Raw genomic sequence first — 15,425 nt, forward strand, 5'->3', positions numbered from 1 at the left:
ACATGAATGGCGCACGCTGGCTTCGGCGTTTACTGGACGGCCTGATCCTGCTGCTCATCAGCTGGCTGCTGCTGACCGCAGCCTATGTCAGCCTCGGTCGGCAGTTCGTTCCGGCCCTGGCCGATTACCAGGACGAGCTGGTGCAGTGGGTGCAGCAGCAGACCGGGCGGGCCATCGAGCTGGACAGCCTGCAGGCGGAAATGCAGGGCTCCCAGCCGGTCCTGACGTTGCAGGGGCTGCGGGTGCACGAGGGCGCCGACCGTAACAGCCCGGTGCTGCTTGAACTGCAGCATGTCACCGCTCGGGTGGATGTGTTCGCCAGTCTCTGGCAACGCGAGCCGGTGATGGATGCGCTGCAGCTTGAGGGGCTGGAGCTGGAGTTCATCGAGGATGAAGAGGGAAGCTGGCGACTCAGCGGCCTCGGTCAGAGCGACCCGAACAGCGGCGGGCTCGACCGGGCGCTGCAGCGGGTGTTCGACCAGCGCCGCATCACCCTGCTGGATACCAGCATCCGCATCACCCCCTGGGCCCAACCCCAGTGGGTATTCTCCGATGGTGACCTCACCCTGCTTACCCGTGATGACCGGCATCGTCTGGATGCCCGGATGCGTCTTCCCGACCAGCAGCTGGTGAGCCTGCAGATCAGGGGGCGCCTGCCCGATCGCGACTGGCGCCGCGCCGACATGGCATTTTTCGCCGAACTGCCGCCCAGCGACTGGCACCAGTGGTTGCCTGCCGAGCTGCTGGCGCAGGCACGCATCCAGCGCATGGTGGCCGGCGGGCAGCTCTGGGGACAATGGCGCAATGTCCGTCTGGAGCGGATGGATGGGGTACTGCGGATGCCCGTGGTGGAGCTGGATCTGCCGCGGCCGGCACCGGCAACCGAGGATCTGGAGCTCCAGTTTCAGCTGCAGCTGGAGGATGACCAGCAGCGTCTGGATATCCAGCAGTTGAGCCTGCGCCTGGGCGAACAACGTTGGCCCGACACCCGCCTGCAACTGACCAGGCACCCGCAGCATGGGGACTGGCAGGCGCGTATCGATCGGGTACCGCTGCAGCTGCTCGGTCAGTGGTTGCCGGCAGCACTGCCCCATGAGGGAGCGGCGCAGATACTCGACACCCTGGCGCCGGAGGGCGAATTGCAGGGCGTACTGGTCCGCGGCGGGAAACTCGCCGACTTTGCCGACTGGAACATCCAGGCAGCACTGCACGAAGTGGGCGTGCAGGCCTGGGAAGGGGTGCCGGCCATGGACGGCATGAGTGGCGTGATCGCGGGCAAGCCGGCGGGGGGCGAATTGCGGGTAGACAGCGGGCCGTGGAGCATGCACCTGCCGAGACTGTTTCCCGAGCGCTGGCATTATCACCGCCTGCAGGGCGGGCTGACCTGGCGCTGGTCCCAACCGCAGGGGCTGGAGCTGACCATCCCCGGCGCCGAGGCCGAGGGTGAGGAAGGCATTGCCACCACGCGCCTGCACCTGCAACTACCGCCGCCGGGCGGTACCCCGACCATGGACCTGCGAGTGGCGCTGAACGACACCCGAGCGGAGTTTCATGGCCGCTATCTTCCCACCGAGTCGTCCGCGATGGAGCCGGCACTGACCGAATGGCTGCGGGCAACCGAACTCAGCGGGGACGTGCCCCAGGCCATCTTTTCCTATCAGGGACCGCTCAGAGGGGCCACCCGTGAAGAGCGCGCCATTCGTCTGTATGCGCGCCTGCAGCAGGGGCGGCTGAACTTCCAGCCGGGCTGGCCGGCTCTGGAGCAGGTGGACGCCACGCTGCATCTGCACAACCTGGATATGAATATCAGCGAGGCACGGGGTCAGCTGTTGCAGACCAGCCTGGACAATATCCAGGTGGCGCTCGGCCGCACCGCAGACCAGGCCCTTAAGCTGTCGATCAGGGGTGATATCGATGGCCCCCTCGCCGACGGTCTGCACATCATGCAGCAGACGCCACTGGCCCGCTTGACCGGCGACCCGCTGGAGGGCTGGACAGGTGAAGGCAGCCTGCAGGGTAACCTGCAGCTGGGCGTGCCGCTCGGCGGTGCAAGCGAGCCGGATGTGCACCTGCAATTGCAGGCCAGCGCCTCGCAACTGAACATCGCCCAGGCCAGGGCGCCGCTGCGGGACCTGAGCGCCGAGTTCATCTATCAGCACGGCACGGGCCTGAGCAGCAAGAACATCACCGCGCAGTTTCTCGGAGAGCCGGTGCGGGCTCAGCTGGGCGTCCGGGACGGGACTCATCAGCTGCGCATGGACGGCAGCCACAGCATGGAACAGCTGCGCAGCTGGCCGATGCTGGAGGCGGTGCCAGAGAAGCTCGCCAGTGGCAGGGCGGCGTGGACCGCGCAGCTGTTGCTCGGCGAGGGACTCAGGCGCCTGGTCGTGCAGAGCGATCTGCGCGATGTGCAGCTGGACCTGCCCGGCGAACTGGCCAAGCGCAGCGGCGATCGCCTGCCCAGCCGGTTGCAGCTGGACATGGGGCAGACGGGACGCTGGCAGTTCCAGCTTGGCGATGACCTGCGCGGGATCCTGCTTGAGCGCGACGGTGTGCTCGCCGGTGATATCCGCTACCGCCAGGGGATTCCCCAGCAGCCGGCCACCCGGGGTATTGCCGTCGCCGCCCGGTTCGACCGGGTGGATGTGGACCAGTGGCGCGACTGGTGGCGTCCCGACCTGCTGTCCGGTACCGGGGCAGGTGGTTCCGGCCCGGGAGCGGGCCCCGGCGAACAGCTGATCAGCCGGGTGCAGATCAGCGCCGGTCGGCTCAGTGGCTTCGGGCTCGACCTGCAGAATCTTGACGTACTGGCCACGCCACGGGACAGCGGCTGGCAGCTGACGGCAGAACACCCGCAGCTCAGCGGTCGGGTGTTGTTGCCGGCGCAGGGCGCGCCCATCGAGCTTGACCTGCAGCGACTGGTCGTGGCCCGCCCGCAGGAAGACCCCGTGGACACCCACGGGCTGGTTGAACCGCTGCTGCCCGAGGACCCGCTCAAGGACTTCAATCCAGCCAGCGTACCGGCCATGCGGGTGAGTATCGATGAGCTGCACTGGGGGGACGAGCTGGTCGGCGCCACTGCGTTCAACCTGCGGCCCGCTACGGCGGCGCTGGACATCAGCGACATCGACCTGAGCCTGCGTGGTGGGTTGCAGGTGATGGGCAGCATGCGCTGGGACGAGTCCCGCAGCCGGTTCGATGGCACCCTCGCGGCTACCGATATCGGTCGGGTGCTGAGCGCCTGGGGCTATGCACCGAGCGTGCGCAGCAGCAGTTTCGGCTCGCAGGTGTCCCTGAGCTGGCCGGGTTCACCGGCCTGGTTTGCTCTGAAACGCAGCTCCGGCTCGCTGTCCCTGCAGGCCGAGGACGGCACCCTGGACAGCGGCGAATCGTCCGCGGACGCGCTGCGGGTGTTCGGATTGCTCAACTTCAACGCGCTGACCCGCCGCCTGCGTCTGGACTTCTCCGACCTGTTCGGCAAGGGTGTAGCCTATGACACCTTCAGCGGCGAAGCGGTGCTGACCAACGGTCTGCTGCAGACCCTCTCGCCGCTGGTCATGGACGGTCCCAGCGTCAAGCTGCAGCTCGACGGCAACCTCGACCTGCCTGCGGACCGGGTCGACATGGGCCTGCTGGTGACCCTGCCGGTGACCAACAACCTGCCGCTGGCGGCGATTATCGCCGGCGCCCCGCAGATAGGTGGCGTGCTGTTTCTGGTAGATCGCATACTGGGCGACCGGGTCGCCCGGTTTGCCTCGGTACGCTATCGAGTCAGTGGCAGCTGGAAGCAACCCAACGTGGAATTCGACCGCGCGTTTGACGACAAACCCGCCCTGGAGGATTGAAATGTCCCGCATAGCCGCCATACAGATGATCAGCGGAGCCGATGTGCAGGCGAACCTTGATGTCGCCGCCAGGCTGATTGGCGAAGCCGCGGAGCAGGGCGCTCAGCTGATCCTGTTGCCAGAGTGTTTCGCTGCCTTCGGCAACCGCTCGCTGCAAGCCGTCGCCGCCGCGGAGTACGACGGCAGCGGACCGATCCGGCCGTTTCTCGCCGAGCAGGCGCGTAGCCACGGCGTCTGGCTGGTTGCCGGCAGCATCCCGTTGCCCGCCGCAGCCGGCGCCAGGCCCATGGCCTGCTGTCTGGTCATCGACAACCAGGGCCGGGAGGTCGCCCGCTATGACAAGCTGCACCTGTTCGACGTCGAGGTGGCCGACAACCAGCGCAGTTACCGCGAATCCAGGGATTACGGCTATGGCGACAGGGTCGTCTGCATCGATACCCCGGTGGGCCGGCTGGGGTTGAGCATCTGTTACGATGTACGCTTTGCCGAGCTGTATCAGACGCTGCGTAACGCCGGGGCCGAGCTGATCGTGGTTCCGTCTGCGTTTACCGCGGTGACCGGCGCCGCCCACTGGGAGGTATTGCTGCGTGCCCGGGCGATAGAGACCCAGTGCTATGTGCTTGCCGCCAATCAGGGCGGTACCCATGCCAACGGTCGCGAGACCTTCGGTCACAGCTGTCTGATCGACCCCTGGGGTGAGATCACCACCTGTCTGCCCAGGGGTGAGGGCGTCATCTGCGGGGAGATCGACCTGCAGCATCTGCAATCCATTCGTGGGCGCATGCCGGTTGCCGGGCATCGCCGTTTTGCGCCGCCAGGGCCGATCCTGCCGGCCAGGGAGCATTGAGTTTATGAGTAACCTGCTATCACAGGCCGAGAGCCGACTGCTGCAACCCGCCGATCTGAGTCCGGACAGCATCGCCGGTGTGCTCGGTCATCTGGTATCCGCGCCCGGAGTGGATGCGGCAGACCTGTATTTTCAGCATCAGGTCAGCGAGTCCTGGGTGCTGGAGGACGGCATCGTCAAGGATGGCAGCTTCAATGTCGACCAGGGCGTCGGCGTACGCGCCCAGGCTGGTGAGAAAACCGGCTTTGCCTACAGCAATGACCTGCACCTGCAGGCCCTGACCCAGGCTGCCGGTGCGGCGCGCTCCATCGCTCGCAGCGGCCAGCAGGGCAGCGTGCAGGCCTGGCAGCGCAACGCCGCCGCCCCGCTGTATTCGGCGGACAACCCGCTGGACAGCCTGAACCAGGCCGACAAGGTCGCCTTCCTGCAGCGGCTGGACGCCTATACCCGCAGCCTCGACCCGCGGATAACGCAAGTGTCGATCAGTCTCGGCGGGGTGCACGACACCATGCTCATTGCCGCCAGTGACGGCACCTGGGCCGGCGATGTACGCCCGCTGGTGCGGCTGAACATCAGCGTGATCATCGAACACAACGGCCGCCGCGAACGAGGCAGTTTCGGCGGCGGCGGGCGTACCGACTACCGCTTCTTCGAGGCCGAGGAACGGGCCATGGCCTACGCCCGGGAAGCGGTGCGCCAGGCGGTGGTCAATCTGGACGCGATTGCCGCCCCGGCCGGCAGCATGCCGGTGGTGATGGGGCCGGGCTGGTCGGGTGTGCTGCTGCACGAGGCGGTCGGCCATGGCCTGGAAGGGGACTTCAACCGCAAGGGCAGCTCGGCCTACAGCGGTCGGGTCGGCGAAAAGGTAGCCTCCAGCCTCTGCACCATCGTCGACGACGGCACCCTGCAGGGCCGGCGCGGCTCACTGAGTGTGGATGACGAGGGTGTCGGCACCAACTGCACCATGCTGATCGAGAACGGCATCCTCAAGGGTTATATCCAGGACAAGCTCAACGCCCGGCTGATGGGCGTGGCGCCCACCGGCAACGGTCGCCGCGAGTCCTATGCGCACCTGCCGATGCCGCGCATGACCAACACCTACATGCTGGCCGGCGAGAGTGATCCCGAGGAGATCATCCGGTCGGTGAAGAAGGGCATCTACTGCGCCAGCCTCGGCGGCGGGCAGGTGGATATCACCAGCGGCAAGTTCGTGTTCTCCACCAGCGAGGCCTATCTGATCGAGGATGGCAAAATCACCGCGCCGGTGAAGGGCGCGACCCTGATCGGCAACGGGCCTGAAGTGATGGATCGGGTGTCGATGGTGGGCAACGACCTGGAGCTGGACAGCGGGGTGGGCACCTGCGGCAAGGACGGGCAGTCGGTGCCGGTGGGCGTGGGCCAACCGACCCTCAAGATCGACCAGATCACCGTGGGTGGAACCGGGGCCTGACGGCCCCATCGCCCCGGGGTCGGGGCTCCTACGGGGTGGTGGGGCTCCAGTGTGGGGGGGCAATCGCCCCGGGGTCGGGGCTCCTACGGGGTTGGTGGGGGCTCCGGTGTGGCGGTTCGATCGCCCCGGGGTCGGGGCTCCTACGGGGGTGGTGGGGGCTTCGGTGTGGTGGTTCATCGCTCCGGGGGTGGGGGCATGTAATGAAACGATCCGTTCTCTCTCGACTGTAGGAGCGGCGACCTCGCCGCGATTGGCGCGCAGAGCGCGCCCGGCCCCCGCACGGGCTACCCACCATCTGATCAGATAGGCCCTCAAACCCCCTCAAACCGCCCCGCAATCCGATTCTTCCTCACCCCGTCCGCCGGAAACACCTTGCCGCTCATGGCGATATACACCCCCGGTGTGCACACGTTGAGCGCGCCGATGGCCAGCCCCAGGTTGAACAATGCATCCGAATCGCGAAAGCGCGCCGGCTGCATCGCCCCTGTCAGCACGATCACCTTGTCCGGAATATCCGCCAGCGCCGCAGCGGTGACGGTCATGGTGTCGGTGCCGTGGGTAATCAGGATATGCTCGGCCGGGCAGGCTGCCACCCGGGCGTGGATCAGTGCCCGGTCGGCGTCGTCCAGTTCGAGACTGTCCTTCTTCACCAGCGACTCGATGGCATAATCGAACCCGACGCGCGCGTCCTTCAGCAGCTCGCCCGCCATGGGCTCGCCGATCTGGTACTCGCTCAGCGCGTCAAAATACACCTTGTCGATGGTGCCACCGGTACTGAAGATCTGTACAAACATGGCTGTCTCCCCAATGAATGAATCAAGTATGCCCGCTGCTGCGGAAGAACACAGCCCCGCCCCCGATGCCCCGGCCAGAACCTGGTCGGTCTATATGGTCCGTGCGCAGAACGGTAACCTGTACACCGGCATCAGCACAGACCCCGAGCGGCGCTTCCGCCAGCATGCCAGCGGCAGGGGCGGAGCACGATTCTTCAACAGCAGCCCGGCGCAGGCGCTGGTCTGGCGCCAGGAATGCATCGACCATTCCGACGCGTTGCGCCGGGAGGTCGCGGTGAAACGGCTGTCAAAGAAGACCAAGGAAGCCCTGATAAGAGGTGAATACTGCCTGCCGGATGTTCAGGCAGAGGCCCGGATCAGCGGCTAAGCTTAAGGGCTCTGTGCACTGATCCGAGGTTGTCATGAACGAGCTGATACTGCATCACTACCCGCAATCGCCCTTCGCTGAAAAGGCCCGGTTGATGCTGGGGCTCAAGGCCCTGTCCTGGCATTCGGTGCTGATCCCACCGATCATGCCCAAGCCCGACCTCACCGCGCTCACCGGGGGCTACCGGCGTACGCCGGTGCTGCAGGTAGGTGCGGATATCTACTGCGATACCGCGCTCATTGCCCGCCGGCTGGAGCGGGAGAAGGCGGTACCGGCGCTGTTTCCGGAAGGCCAGGAAGCCATTGCCGCCGCGCTGTCCCAGTATGGTGACCAGGTGCTGTTCCAGCATTCGGTCGCCCTCAATTTCCAGCCCAACGCCCTGGAAGCGCGTTTTGCCGAGTTGCCGGAACAGGTGATGCAGAGCTTCGTCGCGGACCGCAAGGCGCTGTTTTCCGGCGGCACGGCGTCACGGCTCGAATCGGATCTGGCGCTGGCCCAGTGGCCGGTGCTGATGAGCCAGCTGGAGACCCAGCTGCAGCGCAACGGCGAGTTCCTGCTCGGCGACGAGCCCAGCATTGCCGACCTGTCCTGGTACCACCCGCTGTGGTTCGTTGCCGCCAACGCCGCCATCTCGATTCTGCTGGAGGACTATCCGGCGGTACGGGCCTGGATGGCACGCATTCACGACTTCGGATCCGGCGCCTCGGCCCGCATGGAGGCAGAGGAAGCCATCCGCATCGCCCGGGAGGCGACTCCCGAAGAGCTGCCCGAACGCGGCTTTGTCAGCACCCGCGGGTTGTCGCTGGACGCGCAGGTAACGGTGTGCCCGGTGGATTACGGATGCGATCCGGTTGCCGGCAGGCTGGTTCACGAGGAGATGGACGAGATCGTCATTGCCCGTGAGGACGAGCGCGCCGGCCTGGTGCACGTGCACTTTCCGCGGATCGGCTATCGGGTCGAGCTGGCCTGATCTGCCGCTATTCGACCGGGCGGTAGGAATGCCGCTCCGGTCCACCGCCGTGGTGGACCTGCTCACAGGCCTGGATCAGATAGGCTGTCTTGACCAGCGCCAGGTGTGACAGCGCCTGGGGGAAGTTACCCAGCTGACCGTGTTGCGGATGATACTGCTCGGCCAGCAGCCCGACATCGTTGCGCAGGGCCAGCAGTCTGGCGAACAGGTTCTCGGCGTCGTGCTGGCGCCGGCTCATGATCAGGTTGTCCACCATCCAGAACGAGCAGGCGATGAACGAGCCCTCCCAGCCATCTTCACTCTGATGCGGGCGGAAGCGGTAGACCAGGCCCTCACGCTGCAGGTCCTGCTGGATCCAGTCGATGGTGGCCTGCACACGCGGGTCTTCGATCGGCAGAAAGCCCAGCAGTGGAATCATCAGCACGCTGGCGTCCGGTTCGGTGCCTTCATAACTCTGCTTGAACGCCCCGCGTACCGGATCGACGGCCCGCTCACACACCTGTGCATGAATCTCGTCGCGCACCCGGCGCCACTGCTCCAGCGGGGCAGGCAGGTCGAAGGCTTCCGCATCGCGGATGGAGCGGTCCAGCGCCACCCAGGCGTAGACCTTGGAGTGGGTGTAGTGGCGACGCTGGCCGCGCAGCTCCCAGACGCCCTCGTCGGGCTCATGCCAGCAGGCGATGACCTTGTCCACCAGCCGGCGCTGACGATGCCAGCTGTGCTGGCTGCGACACATGCCGCTGCGCCGGCCGATATGCAGGAAGTCGATCAGTTGGCCATAGACATCCAGCTGATGCTGACCGTAGGCCGCGTTGCCGACCCGTACCGGCCGCGAATCGAGATGCCCCGGCAGCCAGTCCAGCTCGTGTTCATCCGGCGAGTCGTCGCCATCGACGTCATAGAGCACCCGCAGGTTGCTGTCCCGGTCCATCAGCCGCAACAGCCAGTCGCGCCAGGCATGGGCCTCCTCGAGGAAGTTGGAGTCGATCAGGATATCCAGCGCCCACACCGCGTCGCGTATCCAGCAGAAGCGGTAATCCCAGTTGGCGCCCCGGCCGGGTGCCTCCGGCAGGGAAGTGGTAGGCGCCGCCACCATGCTGCCGGTGGGCAGATAGGTCATGGCCTTGAGGGTAATCAGCGAACGCACCACCGCATCCCGCCAGCGGCCATGATAGGTGGTCTGGCTGACCCAGCTGCGCCACCAGCGGCAGCATTCCTGCTGCTGGCGCTGCGGGTCTTCCAGCGCGCCGGCTTGCTCGTCGGCCTGCAGGTATTGCAGAACGAAGTGCACCCTCTGGCCGGCATTCACCTCGAACAGGGCCTCGGCGCGGTCATCGGCCAGTTCCAGCGCGGCGCTGGTGCGCAGCAGCAGCTGGCCGTTCTCATCCAGCATCCGGCAACCGTCGGTGTCCGGTTCGCACTGCGGAGTGCGGGCACCGTAGCCGAAGCGCGGTACCAGCTGCATGCGCATGGGCACGCTGCCTTCCAGTCCTTCAACGCTGCGGATGATGATCGCGCTGTCGCCCACCGGCATGTAATCGGTCAGGCGCACCCGGCCGCCGTCGCAGTCGAATTCGGTACGCAATACCAGGGTGTCGGGTTCGTAATGGCGTTGTATGTCGCTCGGCTCATGTTCCGGCGCGGTCTGCCAGAAGCCATGCTGTTCGTTGCCGAGCAGCCTGCTGAAGCAGGCGGGAGCGTCGAAGCGGGGTGGGCAGAACCAGTCGATACTGCCATTGCGGCCAGCCAGCGCGGCGCAGCGCAGGTTGCCGATAAGGGCGTAGTCCTTGATGGGTTGGCTCATCAGTTACTCCGTTGCCGAGGGGTCAGCGCTTCCTCTTCATCAACAGCATGGCAGCAGGCAACGCCACCGCCGCAACGGCCAGAGCGCCTCTGTGCATGGTCGCCCAGAGCTGCCAGCTGTGGTCTTTGGCTTCGCTGTCGAAGCGTCCATGGCTGCCCATGTCCCGCTCCACCGGCTGGAACAGGTTATCCGGCCGCTGCGGCGACACCGGCTGGTCGTCCTGCTGGCCTTCGTAGCCGTCGGTCTCCAGCACATGGTCGGCGATGGTCGGGGCAAACTTGTCGCCCCAGATGGTCTTGAAGGCCGGAAAGCCGACTGTCAGTTCACGCCGGCGATGGCTGGCCGACCAGACGATGGCGCGAGCCGCCACCTCGGGCTGGAACACCGGCGGCAGCGGCTGCGGCTTGTGCGGCAGGGTGGTGCGGGCCCAGTCGAACTGGGGAGTGTTGAAAGCCGCCAGGTGCACGCTGGTGAGGTGGATGTTGCTGTTGTCGTGCTGCAGCTCCACCCGCAGGGAATCGGTGAAACCACGGCAGGCGAACTTGGCCGCGCAGTAGGCCGATTGCAGCGGAATGGCCCGGTAGGCCAGCGCCGACCCGACCTGGATGATCACCCCCCTATCGCGCGGGCGCATGTAGCGCAGCGCCGCAAGGGTGCCGTGCACCATGCCCAGGTAGGTGACCTCGGTCACCCGGCGGTACTCCTCGGCGCTCATCTCGCTGACCGGAGCGAGCACCGTGACCATGGCATTGTTCACCCAGATGTCGATGGGGCCAAGCTCGGCTTCGATACGTGCCGCGGCCTCGTCCACCGCCGATGCATCGGCGACATCCACCTGACAGACCCAGGCGTTGCCGCTGGCCGCTTCAACCTCGGCGCGGGCTCCCTCGAGCCCGGCCTTGCCCCGCGCCAGCAGGGCGACAGTGGCGCCCTGGCGGGCGAATTCGACGGCGGTGGCACGGCCTACGCCGGCGGAGGCGCCGGTCACCACCACGATCTTGTCTGAATGCTTCATGGAGCCGCTCCGGGATAATCAGTTGCCTTAAGCAAATGACTCCCCGGTCGGCTGTGATGTTCAGGAAAAAGCCGGATTCATATCCGACAAAATGTATCCGCCGTTCTGCTCAGCGCTTGCGCTTGTTGCGCAGCTGCTGGATCAGCCCCTTGGGCGGGTGCTTGATGACCAGTGCGTCCTCGCTCTCGTCGTACTCCACCCGCTCGCCGAGCAGGTGTGCCTCGAAGCTGATCGACAGGCCGTCCGCCTTGCCATAGAACTTGAAGAAATTGTTGATGGTGCGCTTGTCCGCAGGGATTTCCGGCGCCAGCCCGTAATCCTTGTTGCGGATGTAGTCGTAGAAGGCCCGGGGGTTTTCCTCGTCCATCGCGCCGGACAGCTCCTCCAGCGCCACTTGCTCACCCTGGCGGGTCTGGCTGTTGACGTAGCTGGTCATGGCCTTGGCCTTGTCCTTCTGCGCATCGACCGGCAGATCGGCCTCGCCCACATAGTCCTGGAAGGCCTGCAGCAGGGTGGTGGTCTCCTCTTCCGGGTTGGCGCCTTCCTGACAACCGATGAAGTCGCGGAAATAGTCGGACACCCGCTTGCCGCTGCGCCCGCGGATAAAGGAGATGTACTGCTTCGAATTGGCGTTCTGTTTCCACTCGGTCAGGTTGATGCGCGCTGCCATGTTCAGCGCGGACAGGTCCAGGTGGCGCGCTGCGGCCACGTCCAGGTCGTCGGTCACCGTCACGCCCTCGGTGTGGTGCAGCAGGGCGATGATCAGGAAGGCGGTCATGCCCTGGCGGTAGCGGATGAACAGCACATGGCCGCCGAGGGCCAGGTTGGAGCCTTCCATGAGCGTCTTCAGGTGTTCGGTGGAGCGCCTGGAGAACTCGACGAAATCCAGTTCCTCGTCGACCAGTTGCTGCAGCCAGCCACTGAAGGGGTAGGCGCCGCTTTCCTCATGGAAGAAGCCCCAGGCCTTGTTCGGCTTGCTGTTATAGGTCTCGATCAGGCCGGCAAGCAGGTGCTCCAGCGCTTCACTGTTGGCCAGTTCGCCATCGCGCAGGGTCAGGCTGGCCGGCTGGCCGTCCGGTTTCTTGTGAATCTGGTGAACGATACTGTTGTCGATGGGCATGGAAGATCCGCACGGGTAAAGCAAAGGAAAAGGGGAATGTCGGCGACGCCGAAAGCTGGCAGCACGTTACTCCAGTTCACCGGTGCTCGCAAATTGGGGATACTGCGTCATTCCACATTTTCGGAGATATCGATGGCACGCATCCTTCTGGCTGCAGCGGCCGCCCTGTGGGTATCCGTCGCCGTGGCCGGCCCGCTGCCGGCGTGGCAAAACGATGTGCCTGGCGATACGCAGCGATTGGGCCAGGCGCTGGACACCGCCACTGGCGAGTGGCTGAGCGCCGAGCAGCTGGTAACCCGTCTGGCTGCTGCCGACCGGCTGATGGTCGGCGAGCGGCACGACAACGCCGACCATCATCAGCTGCAGTTGTGGCTGTTGCAGCAGCTCCATGAGCAGCGGCCCCGGGCCAGTCTCCTGCAGGAGATGCTCACGCCATCCCAGCAGGAGGCGCTGGATGAACTGCAGCGGGGTGGCAGGCAGCTGGCAGATGATCAGCTGGTCGACCATCTGCAATGGAATCCCGGCTGGGAATGGCGCTTCTACGGCCCAATCATCAGCTGGGCGCTGGACAGTGGCATCCATCTGCAGGCCGCCAATCTGGACCGGGACGAAATCAGTGCTCTTTACCGTCATCCGGGTGAGGTGTCGCCGCGCTATTCCGCATCGGCCCTGAGGGAGCTGCGCCAGACCATAGAGACCTCCCACTGCGGACAGATTGCCGAGCCGCAGCTGACAGCCATGCTCGGTATCCAGCAGCAGCGCGACGTGCGCATGGCCGAGGCGCTGCAGTCGGCGCCGGCTCCGGCCGTGCTGCTGGCCGGTAACTACCATGCGCGCAAGGACCTGGGCGTGGCGCTGCACATGGACGAAGCAGCGCCCGTGGTGCTGATGCTGCATGAGGCCGGCACACCGCTGCCAAGCGCCGAGCAGGCGGATTACCTGTGGCTGACGCCGGCAGCGCCGGCGGTCGACCATTGTGCGCAATGGGCCGGCAAACGCGTTACATCGGAAACAGCAGCGGCACCAGCAGCACGGTTATCAACATCACCAGCAGGGTGAAGGGCACGCCGATCTTCAGGAAGTCGCTGAAGCGATAACCGCCCGGGTCCAGCACCAGGGTGTTCACCGGCGACGACACCGGCGTCATGAAGGCGGCCGAGGCCGCCAGTGCCACGGTCATCACGAAGGGGTAGGGCGACAGGCCCATCGCCTGGGCAGTGGCCACCGCCACCGGCGCCATCAACACCGCGGTGGCGGTGTTGGAGATGAACAGTCCGGTGATCGCTGTGGCCAGGAACAGCGTCGCCAGCAGCAGGCGCGGTCCGGCATCGCCGAACACGTTCAGCAGACCGCCCACGGCCAGATCGATGCCGCCGGTCTTCTGCAATGCCAGGGCAAAGGGCAGCATGCCGACAATCAGGATCAGGCTCGGCCAGTGGATCGACCTGTACGCCGAATCCATGGTGATGCACTTGAAGGCGCCCATCAGCAGACAGCCGATCAGCGCCGCCATGAGGTTCGACACCGCGCCGGACACCATCAACACGATCATCACGGCCAGGCTGAACAGCGCGTAGGGCGCCTTGCGCGCGGCGGGTACCACCTCCTTGATCTCGGTAGGCAGGCTCAGCAGCACGAAGTCTTTGGTCAGGGTGTGGAGACGGTCGATGTCCTTCCAGCTGCCGGCCACCAGCAGGGTGTCGGCGGGCTTGAGCTTTTCATCCACCAGCAGGCCCGGCAATGCCTTGCCATTGCGCCGCAGGCCCACCACGTTAAGTCGGTGACGGCTGCGGAACGCCACGTCCTGAATGGTCTTGCCCGGCAGGCGGGACTCCGGCGGCAGCGTCACCTCGGCCAGGCCCAGCTGATGGGAGTGCTCACTGTAGTAGGAGCTTTCCAGGCTCACCGGCGTAACACCGATCTCCTGATAGGCACCCATGAGCGCAATCGCCGGGCTGGCCAGATCCACCAGCAGAATATCCCCGGGCTGGGGTACGGTATTGCCGGTAGCCACCTGCAGCAGATTGCGGAAGCGCCGCTGGCGCTCCACGGCGATCACATTGATGCCGTATTCGCTGCGCAGCTCCAGCTCGTTCAGCGGCCGGCCTACCAACGGCGAATCAGGCTCTACCCGCAGCCGCCGCTCGCGCTCGGTGAGCTGGTAGAGCGCGGCCAGATCCTGCATGGTCTGGCGCTCGGGCTCGTCCTTGCCCACCTGGCCGCTGCCCAGCCAGCGCCGGGCAAAGAGCATGTAGCCGATACCGCAGAACAGCACCACCAGCCCGATGGGGGTGAAGCTGAAGAAGTGAAAACCATCCAGCCCCTGACGGACCAGCTCGCTGTGCACCACCAGGTTCGGCGGTGTCGCCACCAGTGTCAGCATGCCGCTGATCAGCCCGGCAAAGCTCAGCGGCATCATCAGCCGGGAAGCGGGAATGTTCATCCTTACCGCCACGCTCATCACCACGGGGATGAATATCGCCACCACCCCGGTGGAGCTCATCACCGAGCCCAGCGCGGCCACGGTCAGCATCAGCAGTACGATAAGCCGGGTCTCGCTGCTGCCGGCCTGATGGGCCATCCAGTCGCCCAGCTTGTAGGCAATGCCGGTACGCACCAGCCCATCGCCGATCACGAACAGCGCAGCAATCAGCAGCACACTGGGGTCACTGAACCCCGCCACCGCCTCCTGTACCGTCAGCACACCACTCAGTGGCAGCGCAACGATCACCAGCAGCGCCACCACGTCCATGCGCGGCTTGTTGCGGATAAACAGCATCATGCTGGCGAGCAGCAGGGCGAGGGTGATCAGCAGTTGGGTATTCATCGGTCCGTTCCGGGATTGCCTGCGAAGCGGAACAGAGGATACAGGAAGCGGCTTCAGACTGCCGGCTGGGGCTGCTTGAGGTCTTGCAGCATTTTTCTGGCCCCCAATGCGCCGATCATGCCTATCGGTACGAAAGGAAGGCACCCGATAACGTAGATAATGGCACCCGGTTTGATCTTGCCTGCAAGAATCAGCAGCATGCCAAGAACATTAAAAGCCAGAAATCCGGCAAAAATTACTGACAGCCCCTCGTATTGCGGCTCGAAGTGCGTCCAGATTGTTGCGGCCAAATGTATCGCAAAGCCCAGCGGTATTCTGAAATCCATTTCTCTCTCCTGACAATTTCATCCGTGGCACCGACCTGAGTTTGCCGGTGCTGCACGGAG

The 15,425-nt window shown here is 65.3% G+C and carries 12 protein-coding genes; 6 read left to right on the forward strand and 6 right to left on the reverse strand.

What is annotated here, in order from left to right; translation table 11 throughout:
• Positions 1-2 precede the first annotated feature (2 nt).
• The 3 genes from IEW63_RS00225 to tldD are packed head-to-tail and all read left to right on the forward strand — an operon-like array spanning position 3 to position 6,142.
• Positions 3-3,845, forward strand: coding sequence for a YhdP family protein (locus tag IEW63_RS00225; RefSeq protein WP_188634605.1), 3,843 nt, complete (start codon positions 3-5; stop codon positions 3,843-3,845).
• Position 3,846: 1 nt separating this feature from the next.
• Positions 3,847-4,692: a carbon-nitrogen hydrolase family protein gene (locus IEW63_RS00230; protein WP_188634606.1), complete on the forward strand. Its 846-nt coding sequence runs from the start codon at positions 3,847-3,849 to the stop codon at positions 4,690-4,692.
• A gap of 4 nt (positions 4,693-4,696) precedes the next feature.
• Positions 4,697-6,142, forward strand: coding sequence for a metalloprotease TldD (gene tldD, locus IEW63_RS00235; protein ID WP_188634607.1), 1,446 nt, complete (start codon positions 4,697-4,699; stop codon positions 6,140-6,142).
• 311 nt (positions 6,143-6,453) lie between these two features.
• Here tldD and IEW63_RS00240 read toward each other — a convergent pair whose 3' ends face one another.
• On the reverse strand, positions 6,454-6,936 hold the full coding sequence (locus tag IEW63_RS00240) for an asparaginase domain-containing protein (RefSeq protein ID WP_188634608.1): 483 nt from the start codon (positions 6,934-6,936) through the stop codon (positions 6,454-6,456).
• A gap of 13 nt (positions 6,937-6,949) precedes the next feature.
• On the opposite strand from IEW63_RS00240, the gene IEW63_RS00245 reads away from it, so the two are divergent.
• The gene (locus IEW63_RS00245; protein ID WP_229710229.1) at positions 6,950-7,303 is read left to right on the forward strand and encodes a GIY-YIG nuclease family protein; all 354 of its coding nucleotides are present in this window, start codon (positions 6,950-6,952) and stop codon (positions 7,301-7,303) included.
• A 34-nt stretch (positions 7,304-7,337) separates the two neighbouring features.
• Positions 7,338-8,273 (forward strand): glutathione S-transferase family protein, encoded by a 936-nt coding sequence (locus IEW63_RS00250; RefSeq protein ID WP_188634609.1) that lies wholly within the window; start codon positions 7,338-7,340, stop codon positions 8,271-8,273.
• Positions 8,274-8,280: 7 nt separating this feature from the next.
• Here the strand turns inward: IEW63_RS00250 and IEW63_RS00255 are convergent, their stop codons facing one another.
• From IEW63_RS00255 to yejK, 3 genes are all read right to left on the reverse strand, one after another.
• Entirely contained in the window at positions 8,281-10,077 is a 1,797-nt protein-coding gene (locus tag IEW63_RS00255; protein ID WP_188634610.1) for a glycoside hydrolase family 15 protein, read from the reverse strand.
• 22 nt (positions 10,078-10,099) lie between these two features.
• Complete coding sequence (locus IEW63_RS00260) at positions 10,100-11,092, reverse strand: SDR family oxidoreductase (RefSeq protein WP_188634611.1); 993 nt, start codon at positions 11,090-11,092, stop codon at positions 10,100-10,102.
• Positions 11,093-11,201: 109 nt separating this feature from the next.
• A complete protein-coding gene (gene yejK, locus IEW63_RS00265) occupies positions 11,202-12,212 on the reverse strand; it encodes a nucleoid-associated protein YejK (protein WP_188634612.1) in 1,011 nt (336 codons plus the stop codon).
• A 132-nt stretch (positions 12,213-12,344) separates the two neighbouring features.
• On the opposite strand from yejK, the gene IEW63_RS00270 reads away from it, so the two are divergent.
• Complete coding sequence (locus IEW63_RS00270) at positions 12,345-13,271, forward strand: ChaN family lipoprotein (RefSeq protein ID WP_188634613.1); 927 nt, start codon at positions 12,345-12,347, stop codon at positions 13,269-13,271.
• Here IEW63_RS00270 and IEW63_RS00275 read toward each other — a convergent pair.
• Complete coding sequence (locus tag IEW63_RS00275; protein WP_188634614.1) at positions 13,213-15,039, reverse strand: SLC13 family permease; 1,827 nt, start codon at positions 15,037-15,039, stop codon at positions 13,213-13,215. The two genes, IEW63_RS00270 and IEW63_RS00275, sit on opposite strands and share 59 nt — an antisense overlap.
• A 53-nt stretch (positions 15,040-15,092) precedes the next feature.
• Positions 15,093-15,365, reverse strand: a complete 273-nt coding sequence (locus IEW63_RS00280; protein WP_188634615.1) for a hypothetical protein — start codon at positions 15,363-15,365, stop codon at positions 15,093-15,095.
• Positions 15,366-15,425: the final 60 nt, after the last annotated feature.

Source organism: Halopseudomonas pertucinogena, from assembly GCF_014646575.1.
GTDB classification, from domain to species: domain Bacteria; phylum Pseudomonadota; class Gammaproteobacteria; order Pseudomonadales; family Pseudomonadaceae; genus Halopseudomonas; species Halopseudomonas pertucinogena.

Excerpts from the sequence above, each read along its gene's own strand:
- IEW63_RS00225 (WP_188634605.1), top strand. The coding sequence starts at position 3 with ATGAATGGCGCACGCTGGCTTCGGCGTTTACTGGACGGCCTGATCCTG.
- IEW63_RS00230 (WP_188634606.1), top strand. The coding sequence starts at position 3,847 with ATGTCCCGCATAGCCGCCATACAGATGATCAGCGGAGCCGATGTGCAG.
- tldD (WP_188634607.1), top strand. The coding sequence starts at position 4,697 with ATGAGTAACCTGCTATCACAGGCCGAGAGCCGACTGCTGCAACCCGCC.
- IEW63_RS00240 (WP_188634608.1), bottom strand. The coding sequence starts at position 6,936 with ATGTTTGTACAGATCTTCAGTACCGGTGGCACCATCGACAAGGTGTAT.
- IEW63_RS00245 (WP_229710229.1), top strand. The coding sequence starts at position 6,950 with ATGAATGAATCAAGTATGCCCGCTGCTGCGGAAGAACACAGCCCCGCC.
- IEW63_RS00250 (WP_188634609.1), top strand. The coding sequence starts at position 7,338 with ATGAACGAGCTGATACTGCATCACTACCCGCAATCGCCCTTCGCTGAA.
- IEW63_RS00255 (WP_188634610.1), bottom strand. The coding sequence starts at position 10,077 with ATGAGCCAACCCATCAAGGACTACGCCCTTATCGGCAACCTGCGCTGC.
- IEW63_RS00260 (WP_188634611.1), bottom strand. The coding sequence starts at position 11,092 with ATGAAGCATTCAGACAAGATCGTGGTGGTGACCGGCGCCTCCGCCGGC.
- yejK (WP_188634612.1), bottom strand. The coding sequence starts at position 12,212 with ATGCCCATCGACAACAGTATCGTTCACCAGATTCACAAGAAACCGGAC.
- IEW63_RS00270 (WP_188634613.1), top strand. The coding sequence starts at position 12,345 with ATGGCACGCATCCTTCTGGCTGCAGCGGCCGCCCTGTGGGTATCCGTC.
- IEW63_RS00275 (WP_188634614.1), bottom strand. The coding sequence starts at position 15,039 with ATGAATACCCAACTGCTGATCACCCTCGCCCTGCTGCTCGCCAGCATG.
- IEW63_RS00280 (WP_188634615.1), bottom strand. The coding sequence starts at position 15,365 with ATGGATTTCAGAATACCGCTGGGCTTTGCGATACATTTGGCCGCAACA.